This window comes from Gillisella vitis, assembly GCF_001541345.2.
Classification (GTDB): domain Bacteria; phylum Pseudomonadota; class Alphaproteobacteria; order Rhizobiales; family Rhizobiaceae; genus Allorhizobium; species Allorhizobium vitis.
Genome location: NZ_LMVL02000003.1, coordinates 789,459 through 806,506, shown reverse-complemented (window position 1 = coordinate 806,506; position 17,048 = coordinate 789,459). Strand labels below are relative to the sequence as shown.

18 protein-coding genes and 1 riboswitch are annotated in these 17,048 nt (G+C 57.6%); of the genes, 8 read left to right on the top strand and 10 right to left on the bottom strand.

Translation table 11 applies throughout. From position 1 onward, the window contains the following. Positions 1–334: 334 nt before the first annotated feature. A complete protein-coding gene (locus ASB66_RS13905) occupies positions 335–1,516 on the top strand; it encodes an aminotransferase (RefSeq protein ID WP_114386683.1) in 1,182 nt (393 codons plus the stop codon). A gap of 25 nt (positions 1,517–1,541) precedes the next feature. After that, on the top strand, positions 1,542–2,597 hold the full coding sequence (speB, locus tag ASB66_RS13900) for an agmatinase (RefSeq protein ID WP_060717006.1): 1,056 nt from the start codon (positions 1,542–1,544) through the stop codon (positions 2,595–2,597). A 29-nt stretch (positions 2,598–2,626) separates the two neighbouring features. On the opposite strand, the gene ASB66_RS13895 is transcribed toward speB, so the two are convergent. The 4 genes from ASB66_RS13895 to gcvT all read right to left on the bottom strand — a co-directional run bounded on the left by ASB66_RS13895 (position 2,627) and on the right by gcvT (position 7,555). After that, positions 2,627–2,914, bottom strand: coding sequence for a hypothetical protein (locus ASB66_RS13895; RefSeq protein ID WP_060717005.1), 288 nt, complete (start codon positions 2,912–2,914; stop codon positions 2,627–2,629). Positions 2,915–3,175: 261 nt separating this feature from the next. Further along, positions 3,176–6,040 carry an aminomethyl-transferring glycine dehydrogenase gene (gcvP, locus tag ASB66_RS13890; RefSeq protein ID WP_060717004.1) on the bottom strand — a complete coding sequence of 955 codons (2,865 nt, stop codon included), beginning with the start codon at positions 6,038–6,040 and terminating at the stop codon, positions 3,176–3,178. Next, entirely contained in the window at positions 6,037–6,399 is a 363-nt protein-coding gene (gcvH, locus tag ASB66_RS13885; protein ID WP_060717003.1) for a glycine cleavage system protein GcvH, read from the bottom strand. The genes gcvP and gcvH overlap by 4 nt, the downstream gene beginning before the upstream one ends. 16 nt (positions 6,400–6,415) lie before the next feature. Then, complete coding sequence (gcvT, locus tag ASB66_RS13880) at positions 6,416–7,555, bottom strand: glycine cleavage system aminomethyltransferase GcvT (protein ID WP_060717002.1); 1,140 nt, start codon at positions 7,553–7,555, stop codon at positions 6,416–6,418. 151 nt (positions 7,556–7,706) lie between these two features. Next, a riboswitch (glycine riboswitch) is annotated at positions 7,707–7,793 on the bottom strand. 266 nt (positions 7,794–8,059) lie between these two features. Here gcvT and ASB66_RS13875 point away from each other — a divergent pair. Next, a complete protein-coding gene (locus ASB66_RS13875) occupies positions 8,060–8,572 on the top strand; it encodes a copper chaperone PCu(A)C (protein WP_060717001.1) in 513 nt (170 codons plus the stop codon). Positions 8,573–8,674: 102 nt separating this feature from the next. Here the strand turns inward: ASB66_RS13875 and ASB66_RS13870 are convergent, their stop codons facing one another. Together ASB66_RS13870 and ASB66_RS13865 are read right to left on the bottom strand one after the other, a co-directional pair. Next, positions 8,675–8,887, bottom strand: a complete 213-nt coding sequence (locus ASB66_RS13870) for a hypothetical protein (protein ID WP_060717000.1) — start codon at positions 8,885–8,887, stop codon at positions 8,675–8,677. A gap of 210 nt (positions 8,888–9,097) precedes the next feature. Next, positions 9,098–9,403, bottom strand: a complete 306-nt coding sequence (locus ASB66_RS13865) for a hypothetical protein (protein WP_156544892.1) — start codon at positions 9,401–9,403, stop codon at positions 9,098–9,100. A gap of 203 nt (positions 9,404–9,606) precedes the next feature. Between ASB66_RS13865 and crcB the strand changes: the two genes are divergently transcribed. The 4 genes from crcB to ASB66_RS13845 all read left to right on the top strand — a co-directional run bounded on the left by crcB (position 9,607) and on the right by ASB66_RS13845 (position 12,552). Continuing rightward, positions 9,607–9,984 carry a fluoride efflux transporter CrcB gene (gene crcB, locus ASB66_RS13860; RefSeq protein WP_060717069.1) on the top strand — a complete coding sequence of 126 codons (378 nt, stop codon included), beginning with the start codon at positions 9,607–9,609 and terminating at the stop codon, positions 9,982–9,984. A gap of 130 nt (positions 9,985–10,114) precedes the next feature. After that, positions 10,115–11,107 carry an RluA family pseudouridine synthase gene (locus tag ASB66_RS13855; protein WP_060716998.1) on the top strand — a complete coding sequence of 331 codons (993 nt, stop codon included), beginning with the start codon at positions 10,115–10,117 and terminating at the stop codon, positions 11,105–11,107. Further along, on the top strand, positions 11,104–11,757 hold the full coding sequence (locus ASB66_RS13850) for an HAD-IA family hydrolase (protein ID WP_060716997.1): 654 nt from the start codon (positions 11,104–11,106) through the stop codon (positions 11,755–11,757). The genes ASB66_RS13855 and ASB66_RS13850 overlap by 4 nt, the downstream gene beginning before the upstream one ends. A 9-nt stretch (positions 11,758–11,766) precedes the next feature. Continuing rightward, positions 11,767–12,552 (top strand): ATP12 family chaperone protein, encoded by a 786-nt coding sequence (locus ASB66_RS13845; RefSeq protein ID WP_060716996.1) that lies wholly within the window; start codon positions 11,767–11,769, stop codon positions 12,550–12,552. Positions 12,553–12,570: 18 nt separating this feature from the next. Here ASB66_RS13845 and ASB66_RS13840 read toward each other — a convergent pair whose 3' ends face one another. Together ASB66_RS13840 and ASB66_RS13835 are read right to left on the bottom strand one after the other, a co-directional pair. Next, the gene (locus ASB66_RS13840) at positions 12,571–12,876 is read right to left on the bottom strand and encodes a DUF1883 domain-containing protein (protein ID WP_060716995.1); all 306 of its coding nucleotides are present in this window, start codon (positions 12,874–12,876) and stop codon (positions 12,571–12,573) included. Between the two features lie 357 nt (positions 12,877–13,233). Then, complete coding sequence (locus ASB66_RS13835; RefSeq protein WP_060716994.1) at positions 13,234–14,553, bottom strand: MFS transporter; 1,320 nt, start codon at positions 14,551–14,553, stop codon at positions 13,234–13,236. 463 nt (positions 14,554–15,016) lie between these two features. Between ASB66_RS13835 and ASB66_RS13830 the strand changes: the two genes are divergently transcribed. Then, positions 15,017–15,643 carry a LysE family translocator gene (locus ASB66_RS13830; protein ID WP_060716993.1) on the top strand — a complete coding sequence of 209 codons (627 nt, stop codon included), beginning with the start codon at positions 15,017–15,019 and terminating at the stop codon, positions 15,641–15,643. A gap of 110 nt (positions 15,644–15,753) precedes the next feature. Here ASB66_RS13830 and ASB66_RS13825 read toward each other — a convergent pair whose 3' ends face one another. Together ASB66_RS13825 and radC are read right to left on the bottom strand one after the other, a co-directional pair. Beyond that, on the bottom strand, positions 15,754–16,080 hold the full coding sequence (locus ASB66_RS13825; RefSeq protein WP_060716992.1) for a flagellar basal body rod protein FlgC: 327 nt from the start codon (positions 16,078–16,080) through the stop codon (positions 15,754–15,756). 131 nt (positions 16,081–16,211) lie between these two features. After that, positions 16,212–17,048 (bottom strand): RadC family protein, encoded by an 837-nt coding sequence (radC, locus tag ASB66_RS13820; RefSeq protein WP_060716991.1) that lies wholly within the window; start codon positions 17,046–17,048, stop codon positions 16,212–16,214.

Here is a 17,048-nt window from a genome sequence, read left to right as displayed (position 1 = left end):
CGGCCTGCCTTGGCCGTTGCCTGGCTTGTCTCGCAACGCAATTGCGTATGCCAATGACGACAATGTAGCAGAGCATTCTAACTGTTTGGTTATCCCGCATTGCACTGCACACAAAAAATCCCCTTAAAAAAGCGGGTCTTTGATGGGCTCATAGTGAATGCTGTGCAGCCGTGAAAGAATCAGAATGCTTATAAAAAGAGTCCGGAAATGGTGCTATCTGATTGATATGTCGATGAGATGGCGATTTGCGGGCGCTGTAGTGCCTCAGTGATTGCGCCAGCCGGTCGGGACAGCCTATATATTTGGTGTTACTCCCGCCAATATGGATCTGCCCATGTCTCTTGCCTCCTTCAATCCGCGTGTCGCCCGGCTCGCGACGCCGCCCATTCCCTCGGTTTTCGGTTGGGGTCGGGCTTATGATGGAGCAGCGGGGCCGTTGATCGATCTGTCGCAGGCCGCACCGGGCCATCCACCGCATACCGATCTGCTGGCCTGGCTCGCACAAGCGGCGGGGTCTGCCGAAGCCTGCGGCTATGGGGCAATCGAAGGGGAGCTGGTTCTCAGGCAGGCTTATTGCACGCATCTGTCCGATCTTTACGGTGCAGCTTTTACGCCAAAGCAGATTCACATTACCGCTGGTGCAAACCAGGCCTTCATCTGTGCTGCCATGGCGCTGGCGGGGGCGGGCGAGCAGATCGCGCTGACCGATCCCTTCTATTTCAACCACGATACGACGCTTGCCATGCTGGGCATCGAAACGGTTGCCTTGCCCTGCGACAGCGACAACGGTTTCCTGCCGGATCTTTTCCGGGCGGAACAGGTGGTGAAAAACGGCATCAAGGCGCTGGCGCTGGTAACGCCCAACAATCCGACCGGCGCGGTCTATCCGAAGGAACTGCTTGCCGATCTCTACCGGCTCTGCCGCACCCATGGCGTCTGGCTGATTGTCGATGAAACCTACCGCGATTTTCTCAATCCTGATTTCGGCAGGCCGCATGAGCTGTTTTCGCAGCCGGATTGGCCGGAGGGTCTGATCCAGATTTACAGTTTTTCGAAATCCTTCGCCATTCCCGGTCATCGTCTGGCGGCGATTTGCGCTGGCGCACCTGTGGTGGAGCAAATCGCCAAGATCATGGACAATTTGCAGATCTGCGCGCCGCGCGCGGCCCAGATCGCGCTTGCCAAGGCTTTACCGGTTCTGGATGGTTGGCGGGCGGAAAACGCCGCTGAGATCGCACGGCGCACCTTGGCGCTACGCCAAGCCTTCGACCTGCTGCCGCAATGGCATTTGGCATCGATCGGCGCTTATTTCGCCTTTGCCAGACATCCGTTCGGACAGGCCGCATCCATTAATGTCGCCGAACAACTGGCGCGGCGTGCGGGCATTCTGGCGGTTCCCGGCGGATTTTTCGGGGCGCGGCAGGAGGGGTATCTTCGGCTTGCCTTCGCCAATGTCGATTGCCCGACCATCGCGACATTGCCGGACCGGCTCATGGCATTTAACTTGGCTGTTTGAACCCTGTCTGGAAAAGGTAACGCTTATGGCCTTCGACAATGAAAAGCTCGACGCGCTGCGACGTAAATATGGCGGCGAAACCGGCGGGGAAGTATTTGATCCTCGCTTCAAGCGCGTGGCGGAAAAGATCTTTGACAGCAAGGGAACAAGGCTTGCTCCTTATTCCGGCATTCCGACGTTTCTCTCGGCGCCCTATCGGCAGGTCGAGGCGGAGAGTCCGGATTTCGGCGGTCTGGACGTGGGCATTATCGGCGTGCCGATGGATCTGGGCGTCACCAACCGCCCCGGTTCCCGCTTCGGGCCGCGTGCCTTGCGCACCATCGAGCGGATCGGGCCGTATAACCATGTGCTGGATTGCGCGCCTGTCCATGAATTGAAGGTGGCGGATGTCGGTGATGTGCCGTTTGTCAGCCGCTATCGACTGGAACAAAGCCATGTCGATATTGAAAAACGCATCGGTCAGATGGTGGCTCAAGGGGTGGCGCCGCTCAGCGTCGGCGGCGATCACTCGATTACGCATCCGATCCTGAAGGCGGTTGGAAAAGATCGTCCGGTCGGGCTTATCCATATCGACGCCCATTGTGACACCAGCGGCCTGTTCGATCAGACCAAGTTTCACCATGGCGGTCCAGTTCGCAATGCGGTGCTGGATGGTGTGCTGGACCCGACGCGTACTGTGCAGATCGGCATTCGCGGACCGGCGGAATATCTCTGGGAATTCAGCTATGAAAGCGGCATGACGGTTATTCACGCCGAAGAGATTTCAGCGCTCGGCATTCCAGCGGTGATCGCCAAGGCTTTGCAGGTGGTCGGGGATGGCCCGACTTATCTGTCTTTCGATATCGACAGTCTCGATCCGGCCTTTGCGCCAGGAACCGGCACACCCGAGGTTGGCGGGTTGACCACGCGCGAGGTGCTGGAACTGCTGCGCGGTCTGAAAGGCGTCAACCTTGTCGGTGGCGATGTGGTGGAAGTCGCGCCGCAATATGACGCGACGACCAATACCGCCCAGGCAGGCGCCCAGGTTCTGTTCGAAATCCTCAGCCTGATGGTTTACAGTTCGTCCATCGGCAGGAAATAGGCGAGGGAGGTTCCCCCTCGCCATTTTCATTATGGCCGCTGAGGCTTGCAGGGAGCCTTGGAACCCACGCCGCAGGTCGTCATCGGATCGACCGACTTGCCGCGATGCTGTTTTGCCGCTTTTTGAGGAGGCAGCTTGTTTTGATGCGCGCGCTCGTGGTTGGCAGCTTTCTTCTGTACTGGTTTGCCAGGCTTCGATTGGCAATCGCTCATGCCGCCCTTGACGCAACGATCGCTGTTCGGTGCCTGGGCAAAGCCCTGGTTAGCAGAGAGGATCAGGGCAGAGGCAAGGGCAAGGCTGGTGAGAAAACGGGTCAATGGATCTTCCTATTCTGTCGCTTACACATAGAGACGCCGGCAGGCGGATGGTCGATGATACGAAGCGCTTACTATAACATAATTGGTAGGCATAACAGCTTATTTTTAAATCACGAACCGAAGGGGTGAATTCGAATTCGGTGAAAATAAGCTCAAAAACAACCAAAAATCGCATTTTTTGGCGGTAAACTCTGACTGCATAAAGCGTGGTTCCTGCCGCCCGCGAGTGTGGGCGGCAGGGTCGTTAAGCCACGTTAGGCCTTACTCGGCAGCTTCCGCATACTCGCTCATCGGCGGGCAGGTGCAGACCAGATTGCGGTCGCCGTAGACATTGTCCACGCGGTTGACTGAAGACCAGTATTTGTCCACCCGGAACGCGCCCGGTGGGTAGCAGGCCTGATCGCGGCTGTAGGGACGATCCCATTCGCCAACCAGATCTTCCACCGTGTGCGGTGCGTTTTTCAGCGGGTTGTTGGTCTTGTCCATCCGGCCTTCTTCGATGGCGCGGGCTTCCTCGCGGATGGCCAGCATGGCTGTGCAGAAGCGGTCCAGTTCGGCTTTGGTTTCCGATTCCGTTGGCTCGATCATCAGCGTGCCAGCCACTGGCCAGCTCATGGTGGGGGCGTGAAAGCCGCAGTCAATCAGGCGTTTGGCAACGTCATCCACCGTTACGCCAGCGCTGTCGGCCAGCGGGCGGGTGTCGATGATGCACTCGTGCGCCACCCGGCCAGAGGCCGAGGTGTAGAGCACATCATAGGCCCCGGTGAGGCGGGCGGCGATGTAGTTGGCGTTGAGGATGGCCACCTTGGTGGCTTGTGTCAGGCCTTCGCCACCCATCATCAGGCAGTAGGACCAGCTGATGGGAAGAATCGATGGCGAGCCGTAAGGGGCTGCTGACACAGCGCCGGGGCGACCATCACTTTCCACATGGCCGGGCAGATAAGGGGTGAGATGGGCTTTGACGCCAATCGGACCCATGCCCGGACCACCACCGCCGTGCGGAATGCAGAAGGTCTTGTGCAGGTTGAGGTGGGACACGTCCGAGCCAATATCACCGGGGCGGGCAATTCCGACCATGGCGTTCATATTGGCACCGTCGAGATAAACCTGCCCACCATGGGCGTGGGTGATCTCGCAGATTTCCCGCACGGTTTCTTCAAAAACGCCATGGGTGGAGGGGTAGGTGATCATGCAGCAAGACAGGTTTGCCGAATGCTGTTCTGCTTTGGCGCGGAAGTCAGCCAGATCCACGTCGCCATTGTCCAATGCCTTCACCGGAACCACCAACATGCCCGCCATCTGGGCCGAGGCAGGGTTGGTGCCATGGGCCGAGGTTGGAATGAGGCAGACGGTGCGGTGCGTATCGCCCTTGGCAAGGTGATAATTGCGGATGGTCAGAAGACCCGCATATTCGCCTTGCGCGCCGGAGTTTGGCTGCATCGAAATCGCGTCATAGCCGGTGACGGCGCAGAGTTTTTCCGAGAGATCGACGATCATTTCCTTATAGCCCAAAGCCTGATCGACTGGGGCAAAGGGGTGGATGTCGGAAAATTCCGGCCAGGTGATCGGCAGCATTTCGGCTGTGGCGTTCAGCTTCATGGTGCAGGAGCCGAGCGGAATCATCGCCCGGTCCAGTGCCAGATCGCGGTCTGACAGGCGGCGGATGTAGCGGGTCATTTCGCTTTCCGCGCGGTTCATGTGGAAGATCGGGTGGGTCAGATACTGGCTGGTACGCAGCAGGCTGGTGGGCAGGCGATAATCGGGCGTGAAATCACCCACCGCGAAACTGCCGCCAAAGGCGCGCCAAACGGCTTCCAGCGTGGCAGGGCGCGTGCGCTCATCCAGCGAGATGCCGATTTTTGTCGTGCCGACTTTGCGCAAGTTGACGCCTTCCGCCACAGCCGCGCGCAGGATCAGGCCCTGCATGTGGCCCACTTCCAGCGTGATGGTGTCAAAGAAGGTTTCCGGCTCAATGGTAAAACCAAGCTTTTCCAATCCCTTGGCCAGCAGCACGGTTTTCTGATGTACCTGCTGGGCAATGGCCTTCAAGCCTTGCGGACCATGGAACACGGCATACATCGAGGCCATTACCGCCAGCAGCACCTGTGCTGTGCAGATGTTGGAGGTGGCCTTTTCGCGGCGGATATGCTGTTCGCGCGTCTGGAGCGACAGGCGATAGGCGCGGTTGCCGCGCGAATCCACCGATACGCCGACCAGACGGCCCGGCATGGAGCGCTTGATGGCATCCTTCACCGCCATATAGGCGGCATGCGGGCCACCATAACCCACGGGAACGCCAAAGCGCTGGCTGCAGCCAATGGCGATATCGGCACCCATTTCACCGGGGGATTTCAGCAGCAGCAGCGCCAGCGGATCAGCGGCCACCGCAGCAATAGCCTGTGCATTGTGCAGGGCGTTGATCAGCGGGGTAAAGTCACTGACATGGCCGTGCGTGCCGGGATATTGAAACAGCGCACCAAACACTTCGCCGGGGTTGAGATCGGTGAAGGGATTACCAACCACGACCCCCCAGCCCAAAGGCTCGGCGCGGGTCTGGATGACGGCAATGGTCTGCGGATGGCAATTGGCATCGACAAAGAAGGCCTTGGCCTTGGATTTTGCCACGCGCTCTGCCATGGCCATGGCTTCGGCAGCAGCCGTTGCCTCATCCAGCAGCGAGGCGTTGGCAACGTCCAGACCGGTCAGATCGCAAATCATGGTCTGGAAATTGAGCAGCGCTTCCAATCGCCCTTGCGAGATTTCCGGCTGGTAAGGCGTATAGGCGGTGTACCACGCCGGGTTTTCCAGAATATTGCGCTGGATCACCGGCGGCGTGATGGTGCCGTAATAGCCCTGACCGATCAGTGAGGTCAAAGCCTTGTTCTTGTTAGCGGTTTCGCGCAGCTTGTCCAGCGCTTCGCGCTCGCTCATCGCCTTGCCCCACACCAGCGGCGCGGTTTGACGGATCGAGGCGGGGACGGTTGCGGCAATCAGCCCATCGAGGCTGTCATAGCCCACGACCTTCAGCATCTCATCCATTTCAGCCGGAGAGGGGCCGATGTGGCGACGATTGGCGAAATCGTAGGGCTGGTAATCGGTAAACTGGAACTCTGTGGGCGTGGTCATGCGGTCAGCTCGTTGTAAGCGGCTTCGTTCAGGAGGCCTTCGGCATCAGCGGGGTTGGCAAGCTTGAGCTTGAAGAACCAGCCAGCGCCACGCGGATCGGAATTAACCAGCGATGGATCATCGACAATCGCCTGATTGATTTCGGTGACTTCGCCATCCAGCGGACAATAAACGTCAGACGCCGCCTTGACGCTTTCAACCGTTGCGGCCTGACCGTCTTTTGCAAACGTAGCGCCGACTTCCGGCAGCTCGACAAACACCAGATCGCCAAGCTGTTCGGCAGCGTGGGCTGTGATGCCAACCGTGGCGATATCGCCTTCAATTTGCAGCCATTCATGTTCAGAGGTGAATTTCAACATGGGTCTCTCCGGAGATTTAGCGTTTGTAGGTGGGTGTAATGAAGGGCAGGGTGGCAACAGTTACAGGCAGATATTTGCCGCGCACTTCTGCAAAAAGCTGGGTGCCAACATTGGCGTGATCGGCAAGCACATAGCCCATGGCAACGGGGCCTTCGACAGTCGGTCCAAAGCCGCCAGACGTGACTTCGCCAACCTCAACCTTGCCTTCTGCATCAGCAAACAGTTTGGAATGGCCGCGCACAGGCGCTTTGCCTTCGGGCTTCAGGCCAACGCGGCGGCGGGCAGGGCCGTTTGCCAGCTCGGCCAGAATGCGTGAAGCACCGGGAAAGCCACCTTCGCGGTCGCCACCTGCGCGGCGGGCTTTTTGAATGCCCCATTCAATCGCGCCTTCCACCGGGCTGGTGGTGGTATCAATGTCGTTGCCATAGAGGCAAAGGCCAGCTTCCAGCCGCAGGGAATCGCGCGCGCCAAGGCCAATCGGCTGACAATCGGGGTGATCCAGCAGCACCTTGGCCAGTGCTTCGGCCTTGTCAGCGGGCACGGAGATTTCAAAGCCATCCTCACCGGAATAGCCGGAGCGGGAGACAATGCAGAGCGTATCCAGAAGCGGAATTTCGCGCACATCCATGAACTTCATGCCGGAGACACCAGCCCAAAGCTCGCCCAACACCGCTTCGGCGCGAGGGCCTTGAAGCGCCAGAAGGGCGCGGTCTTCCAGAACCTCAATGGTGCAGGCATCCGCAAGATGCGCCCGCATATGGGCAATATCGGCATCTTTACAGGCGGCATTGACCACCACAAACAGATGATCGCCGCGATTGGTGATCATCAGATCATCCAGAATGCCGCCTTCAGCATTGGTGAAAAAGCCATAGCGCTGGCGGCCTTCTTTGAGGGCCAGAATATCGACCGGAACCAGCGTTTCCAGTGCAAGTGCGGCATCTTCCACCTTGCCGGATTTTGGCTTGAGCAGAACTTGGCCCATATGGGAAACGTCAAACAGCCCAGCGCTGGCGCGGGTGTGCAGATGTTCCTTCAAAACACCAGCGGGATATTGCACCGGCATGTCATAGCCAGCGAAAGGCACCATGCGGGCACCAAGCGACAGGTGAAGATCATAAATGGGGGTGCGTTTAAGGGCGAGATGGTCGTCCAAGAGGCGTCTCCACTGTCATGCGCATCGCGCATAGGCTCAAATTCAGGCACGGTTGTGCCGGTTCATGAGCCCCCTCTGTCCGTTTGCCTGAGATTGTTATCCCTTCGGCGCGGCTTGGTTTTGCAATCAAGCCTCTCTCCAGAGTGCAGTTTACGCCTTGTGGTCCGTTTGCCTGAGAGTTTCCGGGGCGGTTGCTCCTTCGGCACCGGATTAAACCGGATTCTCCCTACAAGGTGATGGCGCAATTATCCGGAGTGAGGGGCTCTTGGCAAGTGCTACCGGTCGTTCTCAGCCAAATTTTTGTCGCAGCGCAATGCTGTTTGATCCAAGGCAAATGCACGTCCAATGACCGTGATAAAGCAATGTTATTATACAGCCTGCGGAAACGGCGCCGGGCGCGGAGATCTCTTGCTTTCCCTCGCCAATTCGCTCAGGTTCAAGAAAAATTGCTTTTCGGCGCAACGGAGATTACCGCCGGAAGGCTCGGGAGAGAGGAAGACAGTAATGACCAAGACATTTTTAGCTTCAGCCATTGTCATCATGCTTGCCGCCAGCGGGGTTGCGGCAGAAGATATGGATCATGCCGCCATGGCGGCACAGGGCGATATGGCCGCACCAGCGCAGGCGATTACCGCGACGCTCGGGTCCCTTAAAATCAGCGGGGGCTATTTAAAAGCGATGATTCCGGGCCAGCCGGTTGGCGGTGGTTTCGTGACAATCAACAATACCGGCTCGGTGGAAGACAAGCTGATCGCAATTTCATCGCCGCGTGCCATGCGGGTGGAATTGCATGAAATGGTCATGCAAGGCACGATCATGAAAATGCGAAAAATACCAGATGGTTTTGCCATTGCCCCAGGTGCCACATTGAAAATGGAGCCGGGCGGTTACCATCTGATGTTCATGGGTGTGCAGATGCCCTTCAAGGCGGACCAGACTGTACCGGTGACGCTAACCTTCGAGAAGGCTGGCAAACTTGAACTGGCGATGCCAGTCGTGACCGTACGCGGCAGGTAAAACACCGCGCCACTGGACGCGGCGCGGTGCCTGTTCATATCGATAATGGTTCGACTTCATTCCTCATTCGAGGCCAGCTTTTGGTTTTCTGAAAGGCTGGCATCAACCGGTTCCTGCATCGACAGTTGGCCCATCTTGTTGCCCCGGCAGGGTTCCGCTGCCGGGCGTTTTCTCCCGGTCGATCAAATGTTCCTTGGAATGCGGACCGGCTGGAAGATTATCAGCCGCTTGTCCGGTGTTGCCAGACTTCGTTCCGGCAGGAATAGGTTTTTCCGTATGTTCGACAGCGTTACGGGCTTTATCGTCCTTATGCATCGCGAACCTCCTTTATGCAGCATCATCCCTTTGACCAGATCGGTTCAGGGCATAATGCGCCAGGTCTATACGCCGCATCCTGCGAAACTCATGCGCACTCGCGCAACAGCATGCAGCGTCGATGACAAACGCGGACTGTGTGATGTTGTTCCCGTAAGGACGGGTGGAGCAATTGGGACGCGGGGTTCGGTATGAGGCTTTAAGGCCCGATTACGCTTTCAGGCCGGCATCCTCGGATTCCTGATAGGCCTGTTTGGTTTCTTCCAGGCTGGCGCGGGGTTGCTTGTTTTCACCTGCCTTCATGAAATGCAAGCCGATGGCCGAGCTGTCGCGCAGGGTTTCAATGGCCGTTCGGTTGATGCCTTGCGTCTTGGCAAGTTCTTTCTTGACGCTGATCTGCCGGCTGATCTGTTCGACATAGGTTGAACGGCCCGGCTTTTGCACCGGTTTCAACGTGTCCGAAATATAGCCAGCCGTCGTGGCTGAAACTGACAAGACCTGAACCATGGCACTCACATGATCTGTTTACCTGTTGCCATTTGATCATGACAAACTCTATCGTCGCTTAAATGAATGAATCACATTTTAAAGACTTGCCGGATTTCAGCGCCTTGTGTTGAAGAAATATCTCGGAAAAGCTTTGGGTTGGGTTGATTTTCTGCGCCGGTCCTGCTCCGGCGTCCAAAGAGGCGCAAGAACCAGCGGGGGCGCAGGAAACCATGAAGGACGTGATATATGTCGCCCTTGGCGGCGCGGTCGGATCGGTGTTGCGATATTGGGTCGGCATCATTACCTTCCGGCTGTTCGGCCCTTTCCTGCCGTGGGGTACGTTTTCGGTCAATCTTATCGGGTCGTTCTGCATCGGTTTGTTTGCCGAAATGATCGCCCGCAAGTTCGATGCGTCAGCCGATCTGCGCGTGCTGCTGATCACAGGTCTGCTCGGCGGCTTCACCACGTTTTCAGCCTTCATGCTGGATACGGTCAGTCTGGCCGAGCGCGGCGACCTTCTATGGCCAGCCTTCTATGTGGCGGCGAGTATCGGCTTTGGGGTCGGCGCAGTGTTTGCGGGACTTGCCGTGGGCCGCTGGCTTTTCTGATAGCTTTGCTGTTTCAGGCGTTTTTTCGCAATCGCGGTTTCACACGGGCGCAGAAATGGGGTAAAGCCAGCCCATAATAGAGTTGACAGGGTTTGGCGCGCGCGCGCCCAAGGGAACGAAAGACGTCCTTATGGCAGGCATAGAACATATTACCGTCGGTCCAGACGAGGCAGGCATGCGCCTCGACCGCTGGTTCAAGATCCATTATCCGGGCCTCGGCTTCGGCCCCTTGCAAAAGCTGATGCGCTCCGGCCAGGTCCGTGTCGATGGCGGCCGGGTGAAAACCGATGCTCGTGTACAGCCCGGCCAGGTGGTGCGTGTGCCGCCGATGGATGTCGATGCCAAGACCCCGAAATCCGGGCCGATTGCCTCCCATGATCTGAAGCACGCTGGCGACGGCGAATTGCTGTCGCGCATGCTGCTGCATGAGGATGAAAAAGTCTTCGTGCTGAACAAGCCAGCCGGTCTGGCCGTGCAGGGCGGCTCCGGCCTCAACCGCCATATCGACCAGATGCTTGAAGCCTGGACCAGCAAGAAGGGCGAAAAGCCGCGTCTCGTGCATCGCCTCGACCGGGATACGTCCGGCGTGCTTGTGGTGGCCCGCACCCGTGGCGCCGCACAAAAGCTGACGGCAGCGTTTCGTGAGCGCGACACCAAGAAGACCTATTGGGCGCTGGTCAAGGGTGTGCCGCGCAAGCATGATGACAAGATCTCCACCTGGGTGGTCAAGGAACAGACCGAAGACGGCGACCGCATGCGCATCGCCCGCCACGGCGAAGACGGTGCCGATCACGCCGTTTCCTATTACCGGGTGCTGGAAACAGCGGCGCAAAGCCTCGCCTGGCTGGAAATGGAACCCTATACGGGCCGCACCCATCAGTTGCGCCTCCACGCCCTGCATATTGGCCATCCAATCATCGGTGATCCGAAATATTATGTCGACGATCCGAACTGGGATTTCCCCGGTGGCGTCCAGAAGCGGCTGCATCTGCATGCCCGCCATATCGATATTCCCCATCCCGATGGCGGACGCCTGCGCATCACCGCGCCCTTGCCGCCGCATATGGTGCAGACCTGGAATCTTTTGGGCCTGGACATGGAAAATGGCGGTGATTTTGCATGAAACTGGTCCTGTTCGATTGTGACGGTACCTTGATCGACAGCGCTGGGACCATTCACGAGAGCATGCGCCGGACGTTTCTTGCTTTCGGCAAGCCGGAGCCGACGCTTGCTGCGACCAAAAGCATCATGGGCTTGACGCTGGACATCGCCATCGCCCGCATCGACGGCAAGCAGCATGTCGATGACGAGGCGGTGGCCATGCGGGACCACTATAAATCGCTGTTTACCGAAGTGCGCCAGGCGCCTGGTTATAGCGAGCCACTGTTTGACGGTATTCGCGCAGTCATCGAGCGGCTGGCTGCGGAAGACGAGATCCTGATCGGTGCTGTGACTGGGAAATCCCGGCGCGGCTTGAACTATGTTCTCGATGCTCACGGTTTTCAGTCCTATTTCACCGTGTCGCGTACGGCGGACGATTGTCCGTCCAAACCGCATCCGGCCATGGTGACGGAATGCTGCGACGAAACCGGCATGGATTTGAAAGATACCGTGGTGATCGGTGACGCGATCTACGATATGCAAATGGCCAGAAGCGCCGGCGTCAAGGCGATCGGCGTCAGTTGGGGCAGCGCCAGCACCGATCAGTTGAAGGCCAGCGGTGCGCATTTCGTCGTAGACCGGGCCGACGCGCTTCTTGCCCATATTTTGTGAGTGACCATCATGCGTGATATTTTCGAGGGCCTGACGCCTGAATTGAGTGATCCCGATCCGGTGCGCCGGGCGCAGATCCAGATGAAGAAGCCCTTGCCGAAGCGCTTCTATAAAGACGTGACCATTGCAGCGGGGCAGGACGGTCATGCAGTGCTTCTGGATGGCAAGACGGTCAAGACACCAGCCCGCAACGCCCTCGTGCTGCCGACAGAGCCTTTGGCTGCGTTGGTTGCCAGCGAATGGCAGGCGCAGGCTGAGGTGATTGATCCCGCAACGATGCCGGTCACCCGGTTGGTCAATACGGCGCTTGATGCCGTCAGCACCAACACGCAAGAGGTACTGGACGATATTGTCGGGTTCTGCGGCAATGACATGCTGTGCTACCGGGCCGATGCGCCGCAGGAGCTGGTGGAGCGTCAGAGTGTTAAATGGGACCCGGTTTTGGACTGGCTTGCCGATACGCATGGCGCACGGGTTCTTCAGACCAGTGGCATCATTCATCAACCGCAGCCATCAGAGGCAACCGAGGCTTTCGGGCGGGCTTTGCAGCGCTACCGCGATGGTGTGGCGCTCGCCAGCCTACATGTGATGACGACGCTGACGGGGTCTGCCATTCTGGCACTGGCGCTGGCCGATGGTAAGCTCGCCTTGCTCGATGCCTGGGATCTCGCGCATCTGGACGAGAACTGGACGGACGAGCACTGGGGCAGCGATATGGAAGCAGAAGCACGGCGCGCGGCGCGTTTTGTCGAGATGCAGTCCGCCTATAATGTGCTGAGGGCTGCGCGCGCCTGAGTTCGATGTATGATGCTGTCAGCCTGCCTTTCGGGATTTCGCTGGCGGGGTGACCATCTTCACCGAGGATTCCGCCAGACCATGATGGCCTTCCATATCCACGATCAGATGCCAATGGGCCTGTTCGGGAACGACGATTTTGACCGGAGCCTTCTTGGCGACGCCACCGGCATATTTGTAATCCAGCCCTTCCTTGAAGCGCTGGAAATTGCTGGCGGTCATCAGTCGGACGTTGTTGATGGCATTCAACTGGACTTCCAGAATGGTGCCCGCCCGCAATTCCTTCAGATCGTAATGGGTGAACCGAAAGCTCGGTTTGGTCATGATGGGCCTCCTCCCGCATGAGGCATGATTGGGGTTGTCGCGGCCAGAGCATAAGCGTGACTTCGTGACACCACGGCGATTTCAAATCGTATGATTGATTCGAAAATCTCGAAAGATCCGTCGCTTTTAAGTCCCGCTAAAATAAAACAGGATCATTAAGGAAATCCTAGATCAAAGAAGGGGAACTTATCGGTTCGCCACTCGTTGTTGGGTGGGGCTGATGTGAGGGTTTCGAACCCCCCTATCGAGGCCGGATCGTCGGTCCCCAACCTTTGTTACCCCGCCCAGGCCTTGCCGGGCGGGGTTTTTCATAGCCTTGCAGGTCATTTTTGACGTTTTAAGCACGTCAAGGGCCGCCTAAACCGACTCTCTGTCGATGTGGGAGGTTTTTTGTGTATCCGGCATCACGGCATAGACGATCAGCGACACCGCGATACATCCCGATACGTACCAGTAGAACCAGCTTTCATGGCCTGCCTGCTTGAACCATAATGCGACATATTCGGCGGTGCCGCCGAAGATCGACACGGTAAGTGCATAGGGCAAGCCAACACCCAGCGCCCGAACCCCGGTTGGAAACAGTTCCGCCTTCACCACCGCGTTGATGGCGGTATAGCCGGAGACGATCACCAGGGCCGCGATGATGATGAAAAAGGCTTCCAATGCATTGGAGGCGGTGCTCAGCGTTGTCAGAAGCGGCACGGTGCAAAGCGTGCCGAGTACGCCGAAGGCGATCAAGATCGGTCTGCGGCCGATCTTGTCCGACAGCAATCCGACGAGGGGTTGAAGGCACATGTAGAAAAACAGCGCACCTGCCGACACCAGTGTCGAATCGTCCTTGCTGAGATGCACGGTGTTCACAAGGAATTTCTGCATATAGGTCGTATAGGTGTAGAAGGCGACGGTGCCGCCCAGGGTCAGCCCAATCACCGTGAAGACCTGTCGTGGATATTTCATCAGTTCGCGCAGCGGATTGGTCCGCACCTTTTCCGATGCCCGCTGGAATTGGTCGGTTTCGGCCATGTTCCGGCGTAAGAAGAGGGCGATAATCGCCAATCCACCGCCGATCACGAAGGGGATGCGCCAGCCCCAGGCCTCCAGCTCCTCACCCGTTAGCAGCAGCTTTTGCAGCAGCAACAGGACCAGAATGGCGCAAAGCTGCCCGCTGATCAGCGTCACATATTGGAAGCTGGAATAGAAGCCACGCCGCTCTTTCGTCGCCATTTCGGAAAGATAGGTGGCGCTGGTGCCATATTCTCCGCCAAGGCTGAGGCCCTGCAACATGCGGGCCAGCATCAGGATAGCGGGTGCGGCATAGCCGATCGTCGCAAAGCCCGGCGTGACCGCGATCAGCAGCGACCCGAAACACATCAGCAGAACCGAAAGCGTCAGTGCCGATTTACGCCCCTTGCTATCGGCATAGACCCCAAAAAACCAACCGCCGACGGGCCGCATGATAAAGCCGACAGCAAAGATACCGGCGCTGTTGAGCAATTGCGCAGTCGGATCGCTATTTGGAAAAAAAGCGGGCGCAAAATACAGGGAAAAGGCGGAATAGACGTAGAAGTCGTAATATTCGACCATATTGCCGATGGAACCGCTGAAAATGGAGCGCAGACGGCGTGCCATATCCCCGCTATTTTCGCCCGCCGGTGGTGCGCTTTGTCTCTCTGCCATATTGCTTCCTCACCTGTGCCGATTCTCTTCCCTATAGCGGAATGCATGATTCGTGATTCATACGACATGCCATAGGTTTTTGTTTTCTCATGTCTTTTTCCCGAAACTGCTGCAACCTTTCGGGAGGCATGTTTTAACAGGCAAAACCGTTGCACGGTCGGCTGGTATCTCGCAAGACGGGAATTCTCTAAAATTGTGGTTGTCGTTGCTGTGTGGTTCCCCGCTCGAATTGCAGTTCCAGCTTTTTCTTTAATCGGTTCCGGTTTCAGGAATTATGCAGTACAGCGTCTTTGGCCCGTGCTCTTTGCCTGCGCTCTTGGGCCGTTGCAGTGCTGGGACGGCATAATTTGCGAACCGAATGGGGTTCTCGACGTTATGCCTCGTCAAGGCTCGCCGCACTGCCGGTACATGACTGTTTCTGCTTTCATCCGTCACGGATAAGGCCTCTGTGACGGAGAAAAACATGCTGATTATCCTGCTGCTCAAGGGCGTGTTGCTCGGCATTGCCGTGGCCGCACCCATTGGGCCTATCGGTACGCTCTGTATCAACCGCACCATGGAACGCGGTTTCTGGCATGGGGTGTCAGCCGGGCTTGGTGCTGCCATCGGCGACATGGTCTTCGCCATTGCCGCCGCGGCGGGCTTTGCCGCCATGCAGGATCTACTGGCTGAAATATCGCTGCCGTTGAAACTGGTTGGCGGCACGCTGATACTTTTGATTGGTATCCGCATGCTGAAAGCCCGGCCACCACGACCGGCAGCACAGATCAAGGCCAGCGATTTTATCCGCACCACCATGTCCACCTTCGGGCTGACCATTACCAATCCTGCGACGATCTTCGGTTTCGCAGCGCTCTTTGCAGGCGCGGGTCTCGCCGATACAGGCGAAGTCAGCCCGTTCTTTCTGGTGGCAGGGGTGTTTCTCGGATCACTGATTTGGTGGTTTGCACTCTGCGGCGCTGTCGTCTGGCTGAAAAGCCGATTGCCTGACCATTTCACGATCTGGGTACAACGCGGCTCTGCCGTGCTGCTGATCGGCTTCGGCCTGATTTCTCTCGGCCTTGCTGCCCGGCAATATTGGGGTGGGTGAGGGCGAGCATTTCCAGGAAAAGTGTGAAGCGGTTTTCCGTTCGGAAATGCGTAAAACAAGCAAGAGCATTTCCAGGAAAGTGGAACCCGGTTTTCCGTCAGGAAAATGCTTTAGTCGCGTTTGACGCTCATCAGCATGTCCCACATGTCGGCGCCGGTCTCGAACACTTTCGCATTGGCGGCGAAACCGTTTTCGGCACCGATCATGTCAGTGATCTCACGTAAGGGATCGACATTGGAGGTGTCTTGCGTCGCTGGCGCGTCCGTGGAGCGGGTTGTGGTCGCCGCAACACCTGAGCCACTGGCCGAAAGATTGGTGTTCAGCCGCTGATATCCGGGCGTATCGGCATTGGCAATATTGCTGGCAACATTGCTCAGCCGTGTCTGCTGGGCCAACATGCCTGACGTTGCCGTGTTCAAAATACCGGAAATGCTCATCTGATCCGTCCTTGGCTTGGTATGACAAGGTGTAGCGGAAGCGGTTTACCGAAAGCTGAATGGGCAGGCTTAACAATAGGATAGCGGCTGTCTCAAGCTGATACGTTTGTGATCTTAAGACAGCATCAAGCTCAGATCAGCCGCAGGCCCTTCAGGCTAGCATGGCCCTGTTTGCCAATGATGACATGGTCATGTACGGTGATGCCGAGCGGTTTGGCCGTATCGATAATGGTTTTGGTCATCTCGATATCGGCGCGGGATGGTGTCGGATCGCCGCTTGGATGGTTGTGGACAAGGATAATGGCGGTGGCGGATAATTCGAGCGCGCGTTTGACCACTTCGCGCGGATAGACGGGCGTGTGGTCGACCGTGCCACGGCCCTGCACTTCATCGGCGATCAGCGTATTGCGCTTGTCGAGAAACAGGATGCGGAACTGTTCAGTGGTTTCATAGGCCATAGCGGCGTGGCAATAGTCGATAACGCTCGACCAGGATGACAGGATCTGCTTGCCCTTCAACTCGCTTTTCAGCATCCGCTGCGCCGCCGATGAAATCAGCTTCAGATCAAGCGCCACGGCCTCGCCCACACCTTTCACTTCCTGAAGCAGGCTGTGCTTTGCGCCAAATACCCCCGCAAGGCTGCCGAACCGGTCCAGCAGGGCCTTGGCAATCGGCTTTGTGTCACGCCGTGGGATCAGCCGGAACAACAGCAGTTCCAGCACTTCGTAATCGGCGAGCGCCTCATCGCCCTTTTCCTTGAACCGTAGGCGCAGCCGCTCCCGGTGGCCATGGTAATGTTCCGGCTGCTTGACGCTGGTGTCCGGCACCTTTTTCATCGCCTTCGGCTTCTGGACCTGTTCGGCGAAAAAGCCGCGCTCGTCCTGCTCGTAATCGAAGCTCTCGTCCTGATCCGGCAGGAAGGACGGGGAGGCAGTTTCGTCAGCGTTAAAGCGCGGAGGCTTGTTCAT

Coding starts and splice junctions, on each gene's coding strand:
- ASB66_RS13845 (WP_060716996.1), top strand. CDS start 11,767: ATGCGTGATATTTTCGAGGGCCTGACGCCTGAATTGAGTGATCCCGAT.
- ASB66_RS13840 (WP_060716995.1), bottom strand. CDS start 12,876: ATGACCAAACCGAGCTTTCGGTTCACCCATTACGATCTGAAGGAATTG.
- ASB66_RS13825 (WP_060716992.1), bottom strand. CDS start 16,080: ATGAGCATTTCCGGTATTTTGAACACGGCAACGTCAGGCATGTTGGCC.
- ASB66_RS13850 (WP_060716997.1), top strand. CDS start 11,104: ATGAAACTGGTCCTGTTCGATTGTGACGGTACCTTGATCGACAGCGCT.
- ASB66_RS13875 (WP_060717001.1), top strand. CDS start 8,060: ATGACCAAGACATTTTTAGCTTCAGCCATTGTCATCATGCTTGCCGCC.
- ASB66_RS13855 (WP_060716998.1), top strand. CDS start 10,115: ATGGCAGGCATAGAACATATTACCGTCGGTCCAGACGAGGCAGGCATG.
- ASB66_RS13870 (WP_060717000.1), bottom strand. CDS start 8,887: ATGCATAAGGACGATAAAGCCCGTAACGCTGTCGAACATACGGAAAAA.
- ASB66_RS13830 (WP_060716993.1), top strand. CDS start 15,017: ATGCTGATTATCCTGCTGCTCAAGGGCGTGTTGCTCGGCATTGCCGTG.
- ASB66_RS13835 (WP_060716994.1), bottom strand. CDS start 14,553: ATGGCAGAGAGACAAAGCGCACCACCGGCGGGCGAAAATAGCGGGGAT.
- crcB (WP_060717069.1), top strand. CDS start 9,607: ATGAAGGACGTGATATATGTCGCCCTTGGCGGCGCGGTCGGATCGGTG.
- speB (WP_060717006.1), top strand. CDS start 1,542: ATGGCCTTCGACAATGAAAAGCTCGACGCGCTGCGACGTAAATATGGC.
- ASB66_RS13905 (WP_114386683.1), top strand. CDS start 335: ATGTCTCTTGCCTCCTTCAATCCGCGTGTCGCCCGGCTCGCGACGCCG.
- gcvP (WP_060717004.1), bottom strand. CDS start 6,040: ATGACCACGCCCACAGAGTTCCAGTTTACCGATTACCAGCCCTACGAT.
- radC (WP_060716991.1), bottom strand. CDS start 17,048: ATGAACAAGCCTCCGCGCTTTAACGCTGACGAAACTGCCTCCCCGTCC.
- gcvH (WP_060717003.1), bottom strand. CDS start 6,399: ATGTTGAAATTCACCTCTGAACATGAATGGCTGCAAATTGAAGGCGAT.